Source organism: Pseudomonas reactans, assembly GCF_013387025.1.
Classification (GTDB): Bacteria; Pseudomonadota; Gammaproteobacteria; order Pseudomonadales; family Pseudomonadaceae; genus Aquipseudomonas; species Aquipseudomonas reactans.
Genome location: NZ_JACAQP010000010.1, coordinates 78,552 through 96,162 on the forward strand (window position 1 = coordinate 78,552; position 17,611 = coordinate 96,162).

The window sequence follows — 17,611 nt, forward strand, 5'->3', positions numbered from 1 at the left end:
CGTTCGTCCTGGATGAACGCGGTGTCCTGAAGTTTTTCGCGAGCAAGCTCGCTCCTACATATTCATGCTGTTTTCCAGGTGATCTGCTCTTCACCGTCTTCGCTGATGCGAATCCAGGTATCAGCACTTTCCTCACCTTCCTCTTCAACCCAAGTCCCCGGCGCACAACGCACTTCCACATTCAGCGCAGCAAACGCAGCGCGGGCGCAGGCGATGTCGTCGTCCCATGGGGTCTGGTCGCTTTCCAGGTACAGGCTGTTCCATTTGCCGACGGCTTTGGGCAACCAAGTGATGGGCACATTGCCGGCTTTGCATTTGTAGGTCTGACCTTTCTGGACCCAGTCGGAGCACGGGCCCAGGGCGGCGCCCAGCCAGGCGGCGATGGCCTTGTGGTCGACGTCGGCGTCCTTCAGGTAAATCTCGATATCGGGTTGGCGCATGGATGTTCCTCGTTGCGGGATTCGAAAATCCATTCGCGGATGCTGGAAAGTCAGTTATTGAAGCACGAAATAGTCGTAGCGCATCGATACAGTGACCACCAGCGGCTCGGCCGCTTCGATCACCTGTGCGCGACGCTCGGCGCTGGCACGCCAGCCGTGGGGCGTCATCGCCAGCAGGTTGGCACGGTCCTTGGGCTCGGACAGGCTCAGGGTGAATTCCAACGTCTCGCTGTGCGCCAGGCTCATGCCGTCCGGCACCAGGGCCAGGTGCTTGTCGTCGGTGTACTCGCGCACTTCGTCGTACAGGCGTTCGCGCAGCTCCATCAGGTGGCCGCTGGTCGGGCCAACCTTCATCAGGCCGCCGCCTGGGCTGAGCAGGCGCTTGGCCTCTTCCCAGTCCAATGGGCTGAATACACTGGCGAGAAACTGGCAGCTGCCTGACGCCAACGGCACACGGGCCATGCTGGCGATCAACCAGGTCAGCGACGGGGTGCGCTTGCACGCCCGCTTGACCGCTTCCTTGGAGATATCCAGTGCGTAGCCGTCGGCATGGGGCAGGGCGTCGGCGATTTGCGCCGTGTAGTAACCCTCGCCGCAACCGATGTCCACCCAGCGCTGCGGTGCGCGCTCGGCGGCCAGCTCGGCCAGGCGCTTGGCCACCGGGGCGTAATGCCCAGCGTTGAGAAAGTCACGACGGGCCTCGACCATGGCGAGGTTATCACCGGGATCGCGGCTGTTCTTGTGCTGCACCGGCAACAGGTTCAGGTAACCCTGGCGCGCACGGTCGAAACGGTGTCCGGCCGGGCACGCCACGCCATTGTCCACCGCGTTCAGCGGGGCGCTGCAAAGGGGGCAAGCGAGCATCAGGCGAGCAACTTGATCAGGGTCTGGTAGTAGATTTCGGTCAGCACATCAAGGTCACTGGCGAGGATGCGCTCGTTGACCTGGTGGATCGTCGCGTTGACCGGGCCCAGCTCGACCACCTGGGTGCCGAGGGTGGCGATGAAACGCCCATCCGAGGTACCGCCACTGGTGGACGCCTTGGTCTCACGCCCGGTGATCGCCTTGATGCTGGCCGACACCGCATCCAGCAACGCGCCCGGTTCGGTGAGGAACGGCAGGCCCGACAGCGCCCACTCCACGTGCCAGTCCAGGCCATGTTTATCGAGGATCGCCGCAACGCGCTGCTGCAGGCCTTCAACGGTGGACTCGGTGGAGAAGCGGAAGTTGAACACCGCCGTCAGGTCACCCGGAATCACGTTGGTCGCGCCGGTGCCGGAATTGAGGTTGGAGATCTGGAAGCTGGTCGGCGGGAAGAAGGTGTTGCCGTCGTCCCAATGCTCGGCAGCCAATTCGGCCAGGGCTGGCGCAGCCAGGTGGATCGGGTTCTTCGCCAGGTGCGGGTAGGCCACGTGGCCTTGCACGCCGCGTACGGTCAGGGTGGCGCCGAGGGAGCCGCGACGGCCGTTCTTGACCACATCGCCCACCAGCGTGGTGCTCGAGGGTTCGCCGACGATGCACCAGTCCAGGCGCTCCTTGCGCGCGGCCAGGCGTTCGATCACGGCTTTGGTGCCATGGTGCGCCGGGCCTTCTTCATCGCTGGTGATCAGGAAGGCTACCGAGCCCTTATGGTCCGGGTAGTCGGCGACAAAACGCTCCGACGCCACCAGCATCGCCGCCAGGCTGCCTTTCATGTCTGCTGCGCCACGCCCGCAGAGCATGCCGTTTTCATCGATCAACGCGTCGAACGGGTCGTTCTGCCAGGCCTGCACCGGGCCGGTCGGCACCACGTCGGTGTGGCCGGCAAAGCACAGCACCGGGCCTTCGTGCTTGCCGTGGGTGGCCCAGAAGTTGTCCACGTCTTCGATGCGCATTGGCTCAAGCGCAAAACCGGCGTCGCCCAGGCGCTGCATCATCAGCTTCTGGCAATCGGCGTCAATCGGCGTGACCGATGGGCGACGGATCAGGTCGATGGCAAGTTGAAGGGTCGGCGAAAGGTCGGCATGGGCCGTCATGGGGGGGACTCCGGGAAGCATATTATGGGGCGGCAACGTTCTACTGTAGGAGCCGGCTTGCCGGCGATGTTCGCAAGGGCAGCGCGCCTCTTTCAGACAGAGCGCGTCATCGTTGACGTCCATCGCTGGCAAGCCAGCTCCTACAGTTAAAGCAAGGCGTGCAAAACGGCCGTTATCTTATAGCAAAACGGCGGCCAGAGGCCGCCGTTTAGTGCATTGAGCAAGTTTTTACGCCGCTGGCGCGGGTTCCGGCGCCGCCGCAGGTTTGGGCAGCGAAGACAGGAACGCCATGATCAGTGCCGCCACATACGGCAGCGACTGCACCAGCAACATCACCACCCAGAAGCGGATGTCATTGCTCGGCAGGCCTTGCACCAGGTAAATCCCCAGCGCCGCGCCCCACAACAGCAGCATGATGAACATTTCTTCACGCGCTTCGGAAATCGCCACCCAGAAACCGTGGTTATCCGCGTTTTTCGGGGTACGGAAGAACGGAATGCTGGTGGTGAAGAAGCCATACAGCACCGCCTTGGCAATGGTGTGTGACAACGCCAGCCCGGCCAGGGCCGCACAGAATGCATCCTTCAAGTTCACGCCTACCGCACGACGGTAGAGGAAGATGATCTTGCCCACCTTGAACACAAACAACGCCAACGGCGGGATCGCGAAAATCAGCAGCGGCGGGTCAACCCGCGTCGGCACGATGATCATCGCCGCCGACCACAACAACGCGCCGACGGTGAAGAAGATGTTCATGCCATCCGCCACCCACGGCAACCAGCCCGCGAGGAAGTGGTAACGCTGGCCACGGGTCAACTCGGTGTCCTTGCCGCGCAAGAGGCTTGCGGTGTGACGCTTGATGATCTGGATCGCGCCGTAGGCCCAGCGGAAACGCTGTTTCTTGAAGTCGATGAAGGTATCCGGCATCAAGCCCTTGCCGTAGCTGTCGTGGTAATACGCCGCCGACAGGCCTTTCTCGAATACGCGTAGGCCCAGTTCGGCATCTTCGCAGATGCACCAGTCGGCCCAGCCCAGTTCTTCAAGCACCGAGCGCCGGGTCATGGTCATGGTGCCGTGCTGGATGATCGCGTCACGGTCGTTGCGGGTGACCATGCCGATATGGAAGAAACCCTTGTATTCCGCGTAGCAAAGCTTCTTGAAGGTGCTTTCGTTCTGGTCGCGATAATCCTGCGGCGACTGCACCACGGCGATTTTCGGGTCGGCGAAGTGCGGCACCATGTGCTTGAGCCAGTTTGGTGACACGCAGTAGTCCGAGTCGATCACCGCAATCACTTCGGCGTCCTTGGCGGTGTGCGGGATCAGGTAGTTCAGCGCGCCACCCTTGAAACCGGCCAGGGGCGCGACGTGGAAGAACTTGAAGCGCGGGCCCAGGGTTTCGCAGTAGTCGCGCACCGGTTCCCATACCGCTGGGTCCTTGGTGTTGTTGTCGATGATCAGGACTTCGTAGTCCGGGTAATCCAGTGCCGCCAGGGCGTCGAGGGTTTGTTTGACCATCTCCGGCGGCTCGTTGTAGCACGGCACATGGATCGACACTTTCGGGCGGTAGTCCGAGTCCCCTTCAACCGGCAGGAATTCACGCCGGCGCTTGTGGGTCCACACCGCTTCCGCCAGTTCGTGGGCTTCGGTCAGCAACACGATAAACACGCCCAGGGCGCCGAGGGCGAGAAGGATGCCCACGGTGACACTGAACCAGGTGCTGTATTGCTGGCTGTAGTCGTAGCCGATCCACACCAGCACCGAACCGCAGAGGAACGCGATAAAGGTCAGGAAGGTGCGGCCACGCTGGCGCAGGGCCGAGCCGTCGATCATCAGCAGGGTCAGGGACAGCAGCGCGAGCACCACCGAACCGATGGCCAGCACGCGCCATTGCGGGATCGCGACCACCGGCCCTTCAAAGTTGAATTTCTGCTGGCGCGCGGCGTTGTACACGCCCCAGTAAGCGCCCGCCGAGCCTTCGTCGCTGACTTTCCACGGCTGATCGAAGGCCTCGATCACGAAGTAGTTGAAGCCCTGGCGGTTCAGCTTGTTCACCAGCGTGCGCAGGTAGATCGCCTGGTCGGCCGGGGATGTTTCATTGCCCCCGCGCATGCGGCCGTTGCTCGGCCAGCCGACTTCCGACAGCAGCAGCGGTTTTTTCGGGAACAGTTTCTTCAGGTCCCGGGCACGGTCGAGTACGTACTGGCCGGCCTTGTCCATCGGGATGTATTCCCAGAACGGCAGGATGTGCGCGGCGATCAGGTCGACGTGCTTGGCCAGTTGCGGGTTCTTTTCCCAGATATGCCATTGCTCGGACGTGGTCACCGGTACTTTCACGGCGGCGCGCACCCGGTCCAGCAGCACGATCAGCGCTTCTGGGGTGATTTCTTCACGAAACAGCGCCTCGTTGCCGACCACCACCCGCACAACGCTGCGCGAGCTATTGGCGATTTCGATGGCGCGCTGGATTTCGCGCTCGTTGCGCTCAAGGTCCGGGCTGATCCAGATCCCCAGGGTCACGCGCAGGCCGAATTCTTCCGCCAGCTTGGGGATATCCCCCAGGGTACCGTCGACCGAGTAGGTACGGATGTTGTCCGTCAGCTTGCTCATGATCTCGAGGTCGCGACGCATCTGGTCGTCGGTCGGGTACTGGTCTTTCTGCGGGTACTGGCCTTGCTGGAACGGCGAGTAGGAAAAACCGGAGATCTGTTCAGGCCAGTTGGGGGTGGTGACGGGGCGGTTGATCAGCGCCCAGAAACCGGTGAACAGCGCGGCGATTGCCAGCACGATCACCAGGTTGAGTCCAAATTTACGCGATGCCATGGCTATTTCGGGTTCCAAAGGGTGTGGAACGAAAAGAGGTGTCGGCCTGCGCCGAACGGCGCGCATCCTACACCGGCCCTTCCCTGACCGTACAGCAAGCAGAGAAAAACCGGACATTAGTCAGCGAAAGGCCATCTTAGTTCTTAACTTGTAGCTTGAAGCTTCGAACTTGTCGCTGCGTAGCCCTATAATGCGCGCCGGTTTTTGGGGTAATGGTCATGAGTACAGAAGATCCGCGGTTTGCAGGCGTCGCCCGCTTGTATGGCATAGAAGGCCTGGAACGCTTGAAAGCGGCCCATGTGGCCATCGTCGGCGTCGGCGGCGTGGGTTCGTGGGCGGCGGAAGCGATCGCCCGTTGCGGGGTCGGCGAGATTTCGCTGTTTGACCTGGACGACGTCTGCGTCAGCAACAGCAACCGTCAGTTGCACGCGCTGGACAGCACCGTGGGTAAGCCCAAGGTCGAGGTGATGGCTGAGCGCCTGCGCGGTATCAACCCGGATTGCACGGTGCATGCGGTGGCGGACTTCGTGACCCGCGACACCATGGCCGAATACATCACGCCAGACATCGATTGCGTGATCGACTGCATCGACGCGGTCAACGCCAAGGCCGCGCTGATCGCCTGGTGCAAGCGCCGCAAGATCCAGATCATCACCACCGGTGGCGCCGGCGGGCAGATCGACCCGACGTTGATCCAGGTCTGCGACCTGAACCGCACCTTCAATGACCCGTTGGCGTCGAAAGTGCGCTCGACCCTGCGCCGCGACTACAACTTCTCCCGCACCGTGACCCGTCATTACAGCGTGCCGTGTGTGTTTTCCACCGAACAGCTGCGCTATCCCAAGCCGGACGGCAGCATTTGTTTGCAGAAGAGTTTTGTCGGGGATGGCGTGAAGCTGGACTGCGCGGGCGGCTTTGGTGCGGTGATGATGGTGACGGCCACGTTCGGCATGGTGGCGGCCACCAAGGCGGTGGATAAGATTGTGGCCGGCGTGCGCCGGCCTTCAGAGCGGGTCAAAAACGCCTGACGGGTTGGGCTTCAGGCTAGCGCAAAGTCGTACAGCAGCTTGAGGTTCAGTACCACGATCACGGCGGTGACTGCCCACGCCAGCACGGCGACCCAGGTGGACACCACAAACTCGCCCATCTTGCGCCGGTCGGTGACGAACCGCACCAGCGGAATCGCCGCGAAGGGCAACTGCATCGACAGCACCACTTGGCTGAAGATCAATAACTGTGCCGTGCCTTTCTCGCCATACAGCGCAGTGACGATAATCACCGGAATCACCGCCAGACCCCGTGTCAGCAGGCGGCGCATCCAGTGCGGCAAGCGCAGGCGCAGGAAGCCTTCCATCACGATCTGCCCGGCCAGCGTCGCTGTCACCGTGGAGTTGACGCCCGATGCCAGCAGGGCCACTGCGAATAGCGTCGACGCAATGCTTAAACCCAACAGCGGCGAAAGCAGTTCAAAGGCCTGTTCGATTTCAGCCACATCCGTGTGCCCGCTGGTGTGAAACGCAGCTGCCCCGACAATCAGAATCGCCGCGTTGATAAACAGCGCCAGCATCAGCGCGATGCTGCTGTCGGTCGTCGCCCACTTGATGGCGTCGCGTTTGCCGGGGTTGTCGCGTGGGTAATTGCGGGTTTGCACGATCGAGGAGTGCAGGTACAGGTTATGCGGCATGACCGTCGCCCCGAGGATGCCGATGGCGATGTAGAGCATGGCCGGGTTGGTCACCACTTCAGTGGATGGAATAAAGCCGTTGATAATCGCAGCGATTGGCGGCGCGGCGGCGGCGACCTGCACTGCAAAGCAGGTGCCGATGACGATCAACAGGGCAATCACAAAGGCTTCCAGGAAGCGGAAGCCCTTGTTCATTAAAAGCAGCAGCAGGAAGACGTCCAGCGTGGTCAGCAGCACGCCGCCCATCAGCGGAATGCCAAACAGCAGTTTCAGGGCGATGGCGGTGCCGATGACTTCGGCCAGGTCGCAGGCGATGATCGCCAGTTCGCAGATGACCCAAAGGGCGAAGCTGACCGGACGCGGGTAATGATCGCGGCAAGCCTGCGCCAGGTCGCGCCCGGTGGCGATGCCCAGGCGTGCCGACAATGCTTGCAGCAAGATGGCCATCAGGTTTGACAGCAGGATGACGCACAGTAGCGTGTAGCCAAATTGCGCGCCACCGGCCAGATCGGTCGCCCAGTTGCCGGGGTCCATGTAGCCGACCGATACCATGTAGCCCGGCCCGGAAAACGCCAGCAAGCGGCGTAGCCAAGTGCCCGTCGCGGGAACATTCACACTTGCATTGACTTCGGACAGGCTTGGCTGGCGATGCGAGGCGTCGGCAAATCGCCAGGCAGCAGGGGTAGAAGGGAGCACAGGCTTGGACATGGCACAACTCCAGTGGACCGAAAGCGATACTGCAGAGATCGCCGTTCCAGAGAGACGTAGCCGTGAATGAAGAATTTAAGCCTGGCTCACGCTCAGTGTGCGCATGCGTTGAAGGACCGCGTTGAGCCCGTTGCTGCGCGAGGGTGAAAGCTGGCGTGACAAGCCCAGTTGGGCAAACCAGTCAGGCAGGTCGACTGCCTGCAACTCGGCGCCAGACAAACCGTTGACCCGTGCCAGCAGCAAGGCCACCAGTCCACGGATCATGCGTGCATCGCTGCTCGCGGCGAACTGCCAGTGGCCATCGTGCAGACGGCCGACCAGCCACACCAGGCTTTCGCAGCCCTGCACAAGGTTCGAATCGACTTTTTCCGCATCCGCCAGGGCGGGCAGGCGCTCACCCCATTGCATCAGCATCCGTGCGCGCTGTTCCCAACTGCCGACAGCCTGAAAAGCCTCCAGCGCGGCCACTGCCTCCACCGGCAAGTTCATCGCAGCATATCCAAGGCTTGATCCAGTGCCTCAAAGAAGCGTTCCAGGTCATCGGAATCGTTATACAGCGCCAGGGACACACGAATCGCCCCCGACAGATGCATCGCCTTGAGCAACGGCATGGCGCAGTGATGCCCGGCGCGCACGGCGATGCCTTGCTCGGTGAGCAGGTGCGCGAGGTCGGCGTTATGCACGCCGTCGACCACAAAGCTGACCAACGCCACCTGGGGCGAACCCAGCACGTGCACGCCATTGCGCGCTTTGAGCCCGCGCAACAGGTAATCATGCAACGCCGCTTCATGGGCGATCACTGCCTGTTGATCCAGCGAACTCAGGTAATCCAGGCTGGCGCCCAGGCCGATCACGCTGGCAATCGGCGGGGTGCCGGCCTCAAAGCCAAGTGGCGCCGGGCGGAAGCTGGCGCTGTGGTAATCGGCCTGTTGCACCATCTCGCCGCCGAACTGCCAGTGACGCACGTGGTGCAGGGCCTCGTTACGGCCAAACAGCACGCCGACGCCGTCCGGGCCATACAACTTATGACTGGAAAACACGTAGAAGTCGCAACCCAGGGCCTGCACGTCGTGACGACCATGGACGATGCCCTGGGCGCCGTCGATTACGGTCAGCGCGCCGTGTGGCTGGGCGAGTGCCATCAGAGCGTCCAGCGGCTGCCAGGCGCCGAGCACGTTGGATAGCTGGCTCACTGCCAGTAGCCGTGTACGCGGGCCGATCAACTCGGCAGCGGCAGTGAGGTCGATCACGCCGTCATCACTCAGTGGCAGAACCACCAGGTTCAGTGCGCGACGCTTGGCCAGTTGCTGCCAGGGCAGCAGGTTGGCGTGGTGTTCCAGCGCGCTGATGACAATCTCATCGCCCGCATTGAATAAGTGCTCAAGGCCATAGGCCAGGAGGTTGAGCGCAGAGGTCGCGCCGTGGGTGAACACGATCTGCCCGCTGTCGCCTGCATTCAACCACTGCGCGACCTTGCTGCGGCTGTCTTCAAACGCCTGGGTCGCATGGGCGCCTGGCAAATGCTGGGCCCGGTGCACATTCGCTGCGCCGTTGGCGTAGTAATGGCTGATGGCATCCAGCAAGGCCTGGGGTTTTTGCGTGGTGGCGGCGTTGTCCAGGTAGGTCTGGTCTTGCCGTTGCAGGGTGGCGATGGCCGGAAAGTCGGCGCGCCAGGGGGAGGGCACTAGCATGGTGTTCAAGACTCGTATAAGCGAGCCCCAGGGTCGGGGCCCGCTAGGGGCATCGAGTGGCTGCTTAGTTGTGAGCGTGCAGCGCTTCGTTCAGTTCGATGGCCGATTTGTGGGTTTTGCACTCCACGGCACCGGTCTCGGAGTTGCGGCGGAACAGCAGGTCCGGCTGGCCGGCCAGCTCGCGTGCCTTGACCACTTTGACCAGTTGGTTCTGCTCGTCCAGCAGCGCAACCTTGGTGCCGGCAGTGACGTACAGGCCTGACTCAACGGTGTTGCGGTCGCCCAGCGGGATACCGATACCGGCGTTGGCGCCGATCAGGCAGCCTTCGCCGACCTTGATCACGATGTTGCCGCCGCCCGACAGGGTGCCCATGGTGGAGCAACCGCCGCCCAGGTCCGAGCCCTTGCCGACGAATACGCCCGCCGATACACGGCCTTCAATCATCCCCGGGCCTTCGGTGCCGGCGTTGAAGTTGACGAAACCTTCGTGCATCACGGTGGTGCCTTCGCCGACGTAGGCGCCCAGGCGGATGCGTGCTGCATCAGCGATACGCACGCCGCTCGGCACCACGTAGTCGGTCATTTTCGGGAACTTGTCCACCGAGAACACTTCCAGCAGCTCGCCACGCAGGCGGGCCTCCAACTGGCGTTCGGCCAGTTCGTTGATGTCGATCGCGCCCTGGCTGGTCCAGGCCACGTTTGGCAACTGCGGGAACACACCGGCCAGGCTCAGGCCGTGGGGCTTGACCAGGCGGTGGGACAGCAGGTGCAGCTTGAGGTAGGCCTCAGGCGTGGAAGTCAGTGCGGCGTCTTCGGCCAGCAGGGTGGCGACCAGTGGCGTGTGGCTTTCAGCCAGGCGATTGAGCAGCGCGGCTTGGGTAGCGTCGACATTCTTGAGCGCATCAGCCAGTAGCAGCGCTTGGCTGATGGTGAAGGTGATCGCCTGGTTGCCTTCGGTGTAGCCGAGGATCGGCGCGATGGCGTTGATGATTTCTGCCGACGGGTTGAGCAGCGGTTGTGCGTAAAACACTTCCAGCCAAGCACCTTGGCGGTTCTGAGTGCCGACGCCGAAGCCCAGGCTGAACAGGGAATTGGACATGCTGTTACCTCTACAAAAATGGAAAGGGCTGGCCTACTTGAGGGCCGCCGAATAACTATCTGGCTTGAAGCCAATCAGGGTTCTGTCACCGAGATCAAGCACCGGGCGCTTGATCATCGAAGGTTGTGCGAGCATCAATTCAATGGCTTTCGACTGATCGAGATCGGCTTTGCGTTCGTCTTCGAGTTTGCGAAAGGTGGTGCCCGCACGGTTCAAAACCACCTGCCAACCGTGCTCGTCGCACCATTGGGTCAAGTGTTCGCGGTCGATACCGGCCGTTTTGTAGTCGTGGAACTCATAGCTGACGCCGTGCTCATCGAGCCAGGTGCGCGCCTTTTTCATGGTGTCGCAGGCTTTGATGCCGAAAAGGTGCAACGTTTTGCTTGAAGCGGTCAAGGAATTGCCCCCCTTTGGACCAAGTGGAAACGAAAGGTCACGGATTATGCCATGACCAGCGGTCTCTGGTGCCCCTCGTCATGCTGGCGTGCGACTTATGTGCAAATGCCAGCCGGCAGCATAGGTCGTTAATATGGCACTTCAACGGCCAGTTGTTGCCTGATGTGTGTCGTTGCAAGTCGATTGTCCGGGAAAACCGCGTTATGCAAACCGCCTACACCGTTCTTATCCTGCTGATGCTGGTCAGCGTTTCGCGTCTGGTCGGGCGTGTCATTCCTCTGCCGTTGCCCTTGGTACAGATTGCCGCCGGTGCCTTGCTGGCCTGGCCGACGCTGGGGCTGCATGTGGCGCTGGACCCCGAGTTGTTCCTGTTTCTGTTCTTGCCGCCGTTGTTGTTCTCCGATGGCTGGCGTATGCCCAAGCGAGAGTTGTGGCGCCTGCGCGGGCCGATCCTGACACTGGCGGTGGGCCTGGTGCTGTTTACCGTAGTGGGCGCCGGTTACTTCATTCATTGGATTTTGCCGACGATCCCGTTGCCGGTGGCCTTCGCCCTGGCGGCCGTGTTATCGCCGACGGATGCCGTGGCGGTGTCGGCCATTTCCCAGAACCGCTTGCCCACGCCGCTGATGCACATGCTCCAGGGCGAGGCCTTGATGAATGATGCCTCGGGCCTGGTGACCTTCAAGTTCGCCCTGGCGGCGGCGTTGACCGGGGTGTTTTCCCTGGCGGATGCCAGCCTCACATTCGTGCTGGTGGCAGTCGGTGGCCTGGCGGTCGGCGTGGCCCTGAGTTGGCTGGTCGGCCGGTTGCGCGCGTGGATGATCGCCCGGGGCTGGGACGACCCGGCAACTCACGTGGTGTTCATGTTGCTGCTGCCGTTTGCGGCCTATGTGCTGGCCGAACGGCTGGGGGCTTCGGGCATTTTGTCGGCGGTGGCGGCGGGCATGATGCAGAGCTGGCTCGACCTGCTGCCGCGCCAGACCAGCACGCGTTTGCTCAATCGTAGCGTGTGGTCGTTGCTGGAGTTCGCCTTCAATGGGTTGATCTTCCTGCTGCTGGGCCTGCAACTGCCGGACATCATCAAGGCGGTGGTCAGCCATGAGCCGACACTGTGGCCGACCCTGTTTTATCGCTGCCTGGATGTGGTCGCGATCTTCCTGGTGCTGGTGGTGCTGCGCTTTATCTGGGTGCAGAGCATCTGGCGGCTGTCGGGTTTGCTGCGCAGGCTACGTGGGAAAAGTGAACTGACGCTGGTACCGACCGCCCGGTCCTGCTGGCTGTTGACGGTCGGTGGGGTGCGCGGTGCGGTGACGCTGGCGGGTGTGATGTCGGTGCCGTTGTTGCTGGCGCCTGGACAGGATTTTCCCGAGCGTGACCTGCTGATTTTCATCGCGGCAGGCGTGATTCTGTTGTCGCTGATCGCCGCGTGTATCGCCTTGCCGCTGTTGTTGCGCGGTATCGAAAAGAGCCCCGACGAAAAGCGCCACAACGAGGTGCGCGAAGCCTGGAAGAAAACCGCCGTGGCCGCGATCCATGCCCTGGAAACCGAAGAGCCCGGTGAGGCCGGGACCCCGGATGCCGCCCAGTCGGCATTGGCCGCTGAGCTCAAGGCACGATTGATGTCGGAATATCGCCATCAATTGGAGGTGTTCAACGACTCGACCGAAGCCCAAATGCTGGCGCAGCAGTTGGACCAGTTGGAGCGCAAGCTTCGGCTCAAAGCCCTGCGTGCGCAACGCCTTGAGTTGTACAGTCTGAGTCGGCATCACGAAATCGCGGACGATGTATTGCGGGAGGTATTGGCGGAGCTTGATATGAGTGAGGCGAACCTGGGATTGAAAAAGTAGCGTTTTCGCCCTTATTGGGTCTGGGGTAGGTTTTTTTTGCCCAGGCAATGTCCCCGGCACTGAGTGTCGAGCCTCTTGAGTGAAACTCGTTGCTAGTGGTCAAGCCGGGGCTGAGGGAGTAATGCATGATCGAGTCTGGATCGTAGGGCAAAAAATCGTAGGACCCGCTGCGCGGTAGCGGTAGAAAGTTGGTTTGCTGATAGGTTCGTGGGTAGTTCATGTCAAGAACTGACTGATTCCACTGGATATTGTTATCGGGATGTTGATGCGCGTGGTGTGCGCCCAGCATGTGCCCGAACTCATGCAGCACGGTCTGGTTGAATGACGGCAACGTATGATCTATCGGCAGGCTCATCGTTGGGGCTCCATACAAAGCACGTTGAGCGTCGTTACCTATCCGTGAGGAGCCGCCCGCGTCGCCTACTATATTCTGCGTAATTCTAACGTCGCCCTCGTCGCCCGATACGAACTCGAATGTGAGGTTGATATGGGTTGACCACTCGCTGGCGGCGTTTTTGACTGCCAGCACATAGGGGGCATCCATCGGGTAATCGTACATCGCGATCTTGATGGTGCTGTTTTGCGGCCAGTATTTAGCGGGTTCACCCACATTGCGTCGACGTCTGGAAAGGCGTTCGGGTTGATCGACGCCGTCGTTCGAGCGATCAGTGGGGGGAGGGGAGCAGAGGGTAAAAACGGTGGCTGAGATCATGGCGTTTTCCCGTTGGAGTCAGTGACGAAACTGTCATTTGATTCGTCCTGAACGTAGGGAAAGTTCCAGCATTGAGTGTCGGCGATTGTTACTTTGGCCCGTGATATCTGTCAGATACCACGGGCTTCAGCGTTTTAGCGGCGGCTAATGAACGCCCGGATCCGCTCAGCCGCTTCCACACACTCCGCCAACGGCGCAACCAACGCCATCCGCACACGACCGGCGCCAGGGTTGAAGCCATCCACCTCCCGCGACAGGTACGAACCCGGCACGACGGTCACATGTTCTTCCACGAACAGGTCGCGGCAGAACGCAGCGTCGTCGCCATTCACATTCGGCCACAAATAGAAGCCACCATCTGGGCTCTCTACGTCCAGTACCGGCTTGAGAATCGCCAGTACTGCGTCGAATTTCTCGCGATACAAGTCACGATTGGCCAGCACGTGGGCTTCGTCCTGCCAGGCAGCAATGCTGGCCAGTTGCGTTTGCACCGGCATCGCACACCCGTGGTAGGTGCGGTACAGCAGGAAGGCCTTGAGGATGTCCGCGTCGCCGGCCACAAAACCGGAGCGTAGGCCCGGCAGGTTCGAGCGCTTGGACAGGCTGTGGAACACTACGCAGCGCTTGAAGTCCTGGCGGCCCAGTTCGACGCACGCGCTCAACAGGCCGGGCGGCGGGGTTTGTTCGTCGAAGTACAGTTCGCTGTAGCACTCGTCGGCGGCGATGACGAAGTCGTATTCGTCGGCCAGGGCGATGAGTTTTTTCAGGGTGTCGACGGGGATCAGCGCGCCGGTCGGGTTGCCGGGCGAGCACAGGAACAGGATCTGGCAGCGCTTCCAGATGTCCGGCGTCACAGCGTCGAAGTCCGGGTTGAAGCCATTGGCGTCCAGGCACGGCAGGTAGTGCGGCTTGGCTCCGGCCAGGAACGCCGCGCCTTCGTAGATCTGGTAGAACGGGTTCGGGCTGACCACCAGTGCGTCGGCGCCACGGTTGACCACGGTCTGGGTGAAGGCGAACAGCGCTTCACGGGTGCCGTTGACCGGCAGGATGTTGCGCGCCGGGTCGAGCCAGCTCTTGGGTACGTTGAAGCGACGCTCGCACCAGGCACCGATGGCTTCGCGCAGGGCCGGGATGCCCAGGGTGGTCGGGTACACGGCCATCTGGTCGAGGTTGTTGCTCAACGCCTCAGCGACGAACTGCGGGGATTTGTGCTTCGGTTCGCCGATGGACAGCGCGATCGGGCGCTTGTCCGGGTTTGGCGTGACGCTGCCCAGCAGGGCGCGCAGTTTCTCGAACGGGTAGGGCTGGAGCTGGTTCAGGGCGTTGTTCATGTAAGCCTCTATGACGGTGTACACAGACCCTGTGGGAGCTGGCTTGCCTGCGATGCGGGCAGCGCGGTGCAACTGGCTGACCGCGGCGATGCCATCGCAGGCAAGCCAGCTCGCACAAGGGGCGTGTTTACAAAGTTAAAAATTCATATGGTCAGGCGTGTCAGCTCGACGCCGGGTTCCTGGGTGACGCTTAGCTGCTGGACGATGGCTTCCTGCAGACGCAGGCACAGTTCCGGATCGGACAACGGCTGGTTGTCGGCATCGGTGATGAAGAACACGTCTTCCACGCGCTCGCCGAGGGTCGCAATCTTGGCGTTTTGCAGCGACAGGTCGAACTCCAGGAAAATCCCGCCGATGCGTGCCAGCAGGCCCGGACGATCCGGGGCGCTGAGTTCCAGCACCGTCACCGGGCGCTGGGCGTCGTTGGAAATGGTTACCTGGGGCGCAAACGCAAAGTGTTTGAGTTGGCGCGGTACCCGGCGCTGGATGATGGTCGGGTAGTCGTCAGGGTTGCGCAGGGCCTCGGTCAGGCCTTCGCGGATCTTTTTCACGCGCGCCGGGTTGTCGCCAATCGAGTCGCCGTCGGTGTCGAGCACGATATAGGTGTCGAGGGTGAACTGGCTGCTGGAGGTGATGACGCGGGCGTCATGGATGTTCAGGTTGAGCTGGTCCATGGCCGCCACGGTCACGGCGAAGAAGTCGTGCTGGTCCGGTGCGTAGATGAAGATCTGCGTGCCGCCCTCGAATTCGCGTTGGGTGGTTTCCTTGATCAGCACCAGCGGGCCACCGTCGGCGGGCTGTTGCAGGATCGCGTCAGTGTGCCAGGCGACATCGCCGGCGGTGTGGCGCAAGAAGTAATCGTCGCCCAGTTGCGACCACAATTGCTCGACATCGTCCGGATCGTTGCCGCCGCGCACCAGAATGTCCAAGGCCGCACTTTGGGTGCGGCGGATCTGCTCTTCGCGATCTACCGGGTTTTCCAGGCCACGGCGCAGGGCGCGCTTGGTCTCGGTGTAGAGCTGGCGCAACAGGCTGGCACGCCAGGAGTTCCAGAGTGTAGGGTTGGTGGCGTTGATGTCGGAGACGGTCAGCACGTACAGGTAGTCGAGGCGGGTCTCATCGCCGACGATCTGCGCAAAGTCGTGGATCACCTGCGGGTCGGACAAGTCCTTGCGCTGGGCGGTGGTCGACATCACCAGATGGTTCTGCACCAGCCAGACGATCAGGCGGCTGTCCCAAACGGGCAACTGATGACGCTGGCAGAAAGCTTCGGCGTCAACCGCGCCCACCTCGGAGTGGTCGCCATGCCGGCCCTTGCCGATGTCGTGGTACAGGCCGGCCAGGTAGATCAGCTCGGGCTTGGGCAGCTTGGCCATGAGTTTGCTGGCCAGCGGGAATTTCTCTGACACTTGCGTGTACTGAAGCTTACGCAGGTGCTTGATCAGGTTCAGGGTGTGCGCGTCCACGGTATAGATGTGGAACAGGTCGTGTTGCATCTGACCGACGATAAAGCCGAACTCCGGCAGATAGCGCCCGAGGATGCCGTAACGGTTCATGCGCCGCAGGTTGCGGTGGATACCGATCTTGCACTTGAACAGCTCGATGAACAGGCTAGTGTTGCGGATGTCGTTGCGGAAATCTTCGTCGATCAGGTGACGGTTCTCCCGCAGCAGGCGGATGGTGTCGGCGCGCACGCCTTTGATTTCCGGCTGCTGGGCCATCAGCACGAAGATTTCCAGCATGGCGAACGGCGTGCGGCGGAACACGTTGTCGTTGCGTGCCTCGATATAGCCGTCGTGCAGTTGGAAGCGTGCGTTGATCGGCTGCGGCGGCGCTTCGTCTTCGGGGGCCAGGATCACCTCTTCGAAGTGCTGGATGATCAGGTCGCTGAGCTGGGCAATGCTCATGACCACTCGGTAGTACTGCTGCATGAAGCTTTCGATGCTGGTCTTCGCGTCTTCACCCTCAAAACCCAGCAGGGTAGCGATGGAGCGCTGATGGTCGAACAGCAGGCGGTCTTCGGAGCGCCCGGCGAGCATGTGCAGGGCGTAGCGCACTTTCCACAGGAACTCCTGGGACGAGGCCAGCAGGGCGTTTTCGCTCTCTACCAGGAAGCCCTCGCCAGCCAGGGCGCGCAGGTTCAGGGTGCCGTACTGGCGACGGGCAACCCACAAAATCGTCTGGATGTCCCGCAGCCCGCCGGGCGAGCCTTTGACGTTGGGTTCCAGGTTGTATTCGGTGTCGTTGTACTTGTGGTGACGGGCCTTTTGCTCGGCACGCTTGGCCAGGAAGAAGTCCTTGCTTGGCCACATATGCGCGGTGCTGGTGACTTCGAGCATGCGCTGGCGCAGGCGCTCGGGGCCGGCGATGGTGCGGCTTTCCATCAGGTTGGTGATGACGGTGAGGTCGGCGCGGGCCTCTTCGGCGCATTCGTCGACCGAGCGCACGCTTTGGCCGACTTCCAGGCCGATGTCCCACAACAGCGTCAGAAAACGCTCGATGGAATCGCGAAAGATCTCATGGTCGGCACTATCCAGCAGGATCAGCAGGTCGATGTCGGAGTAAGGGTGCAACTCGCCACGTCCGTAGCCGCCGACGGCCACCAGGGCGATATCGGCGTCTTCACTCCAATTGAACTGCTCCCAGGCCTTTTGCAGGATGTTATCGACGAACCAGGCGCGGTCCTCGATCAGCCGGCGAATGTCCCGGCCACTGCGGAAGCGCTCGTCGAGCACCTCGCGGGCCTGGCGGATGGCCTTCTTGAACGCGGCGATAGGGCTCGCCTTCAGGGCCAGTTCGGCCTGGAACTGGCCACGGTCGAAGAGTTCGGGATCCACCTGGGGCATCGATCGGCTTTCCTTTCTAGCT

General features: G+C 61.7%; 13 protein-coding genes and 1 pseudogene. 2 read left to right on the plus strand and 12 right to left on the minus strand.

Annotated elements, in window-relative coordinates:
• Positions 1–62: 62 nt before the first annotated feature.
• The 4 genes from HX793_RS12780 to HX793_RS12795 form a co-directional block, all read right to left on the minus strand.
• Positions 63–440, minus strand: a complete 378-nt coding sequence (locus tag HX793_RS12780; protein ID WP_016975830.1) for a hypothetical protein — start codon at positions 438–440, stop codon at positions 63–65.
• A 54-nt stretch (positions 441–494) separates the two neighbouring features.
• Entirely contained in the window at positions 495–1,304 is an 810-nt protein-coding gene (locus tag HX793_RS12785) for a putative RNA methyltransferase (protein WP_016975831.1), read from the minus strand.
• Positions 1,304–2,455: a succinyl-diaminopimelate desuccinylase gene (gene dapE, locus HX793_RS12790; protein WP_016975832.1), complete on the minus strand. Its 1,152-nt coding sequence runs from the start codon at positions 2,453–2,455 to the stop codon at positions 1,304–1,306. Before dapE ends, HX793_RS12785 begins: the two co-directional genes overlap by 1 nt.
• A 228-nt stretch (positions 2,456–2,683) precedes the next feature.
• Entirely contained in the window at positions 2,684–5,275 is a 2,592-nt protein-coding gene (locus HX793_RS12795; RefSeq protein ID WP_033902802.1) for a glycosyltransferase, read from the minus strand.
• 218 nt (positions 5,276–5,493) lie between these two features.
• Between HX793_RS12795 and tcdA the strand changes: the two genes are divergently transcribed.
• On the plus strand, positions 5,494–6,303 hold the full coding sequence (gene tcdA, locus HX793_RS12800) for a tRNA cyclic N6-threonylcarbamoyladenosine(37) synthase TcdA (RefSeq protein WP_016975834.1): 810 nt from the start codon (positions 5,494–5,496) through the stop codon (positions 6,301–6,303).
• A gap of 11 nt (positions 6,304–6,314) precedes the next feature.
• On the opposite strand, the gene HX793_RS12805 is transcribed toward tcdA, so the two are convergent.
• From HX793_RS12805 to HX793_RS12825, 5 genes are all read right to left on the minus strand, one after another.
• Positions 6,315–7,667, minus strand: coding sequence for an Nramp family divalent metal transporter (locus HX793_RS12805; protein WP_016975835.1), 1,353 nt, complete (start codon positions 7,665–7,667; stop codon positions 6,315–6,317).
• Positions 7,668–7,742: 75 nt separating this feature from the next.
• Entirely contained in the window at positions 7,743–8,156 is a 414-nt protein-coding gene (locus HX793_RS12810; protein ID WP_177050813.1) for a SufE family protein, read from the minus strand.
• The gene (locus HX793_RS12815; RefSeq protein WP_177050815.1) at positions 8,153–9,358 is read right to left on the minus strand and encodes an aminotransferase class V-fold PLP-dependent enzyme; all 1,206 of its coding nucleotides are present in this window, start codon (positions 9,356–9,358) and stop codon (positions 8,153–8,155) included. Before HX793_RS12815 ends, HX793_RS12810 begins: the two co-directional genes overlap by 4 nt.
• Positions 9,359–9,422: 64 nt before the next feature.
• A complete protein-coding gene (gene dapD, locus HX793_RS12820) occupies positions 9,423–10,457 on the minus strand; it encodes a 2,3,4,5-tetrahydropyridine-2,6-dicarboxylate N-succinyltransferase (protein ID WP_177050817.1) in 1,035 nt (344 codons plus the stop codon).
• 33 nt (positions 10,458–10,490) lie between these two features.
• The gene (locus HX793_RS12825) at positions 10,491–10,799 is read right to left on the minus strand and encodes an arsenate reductase (RefSeq protein ID WP_231124426.1); all 309 of its coding nucleotides are present in this window, start codon (positions 10,797–10,799) and stop codon (positions 10,491–10,493) included.
• A 257-nt stretch (positions 10,800–11,056) separates the two neighbouring features.
• Between HX793_RS12825 and HX793_RS12830 the strand changes: the two genes are divergently transcribed.
• Positions 11,057–12,700, plus strand: a complete 1,644-nt coding sequence (locus tag HX793_RS12830; RefSeq protein ID WP_177050819.1) for a Na+/H+ antiporter — start codon at positions 11,057–11,059, stop codon at positions 12,698–12,700.
• Positions 12,701–12,827: 127 nt separating this feature from the next.
• Here the strand turns inward: HX793_RS12830 and HX793_RS31610 are convergent.
• The 3 genes and pseudogenes from HX793_RS31610 to HX793_RS12840 form a co-directional block, all read right to left on the minus strand.
• Positions 12,828–13,412, minus strand: a pseudogene (locus tag HX793_RS31610) (M12 family metallopeptidase); the annotation flags it as partial.
• Positions 13,413–13,546: 134 nt separating this feature from the next.
• Positions 13,547–14,743 (minus strand): succinyldiaminopimelate transaminase, encoded by a 1,197-nt coding sequence (dapC, locus tag HX793_RS12835; RefSeq protein WP_177050821.1) that lies wholly within the window; start codon positions 14,741–14,743, stop codon positions 13,547–13,549.
• Positions 14,744–14,886: 143 nt separating this feature from the next.
• Positions 14,887–17,589, minus strand: a complete 2,703-nt coding sequence (locus tag HX793_RS12840) for a [protein-PII] uridylyltransferase (RefSeq protein WP_177050824.1) — start codon at positions 17,587–17,589, stop codon at positions 14,887–14,889.
• Positions 17,590–17,611: the final 22 nt, after the last annotated feature.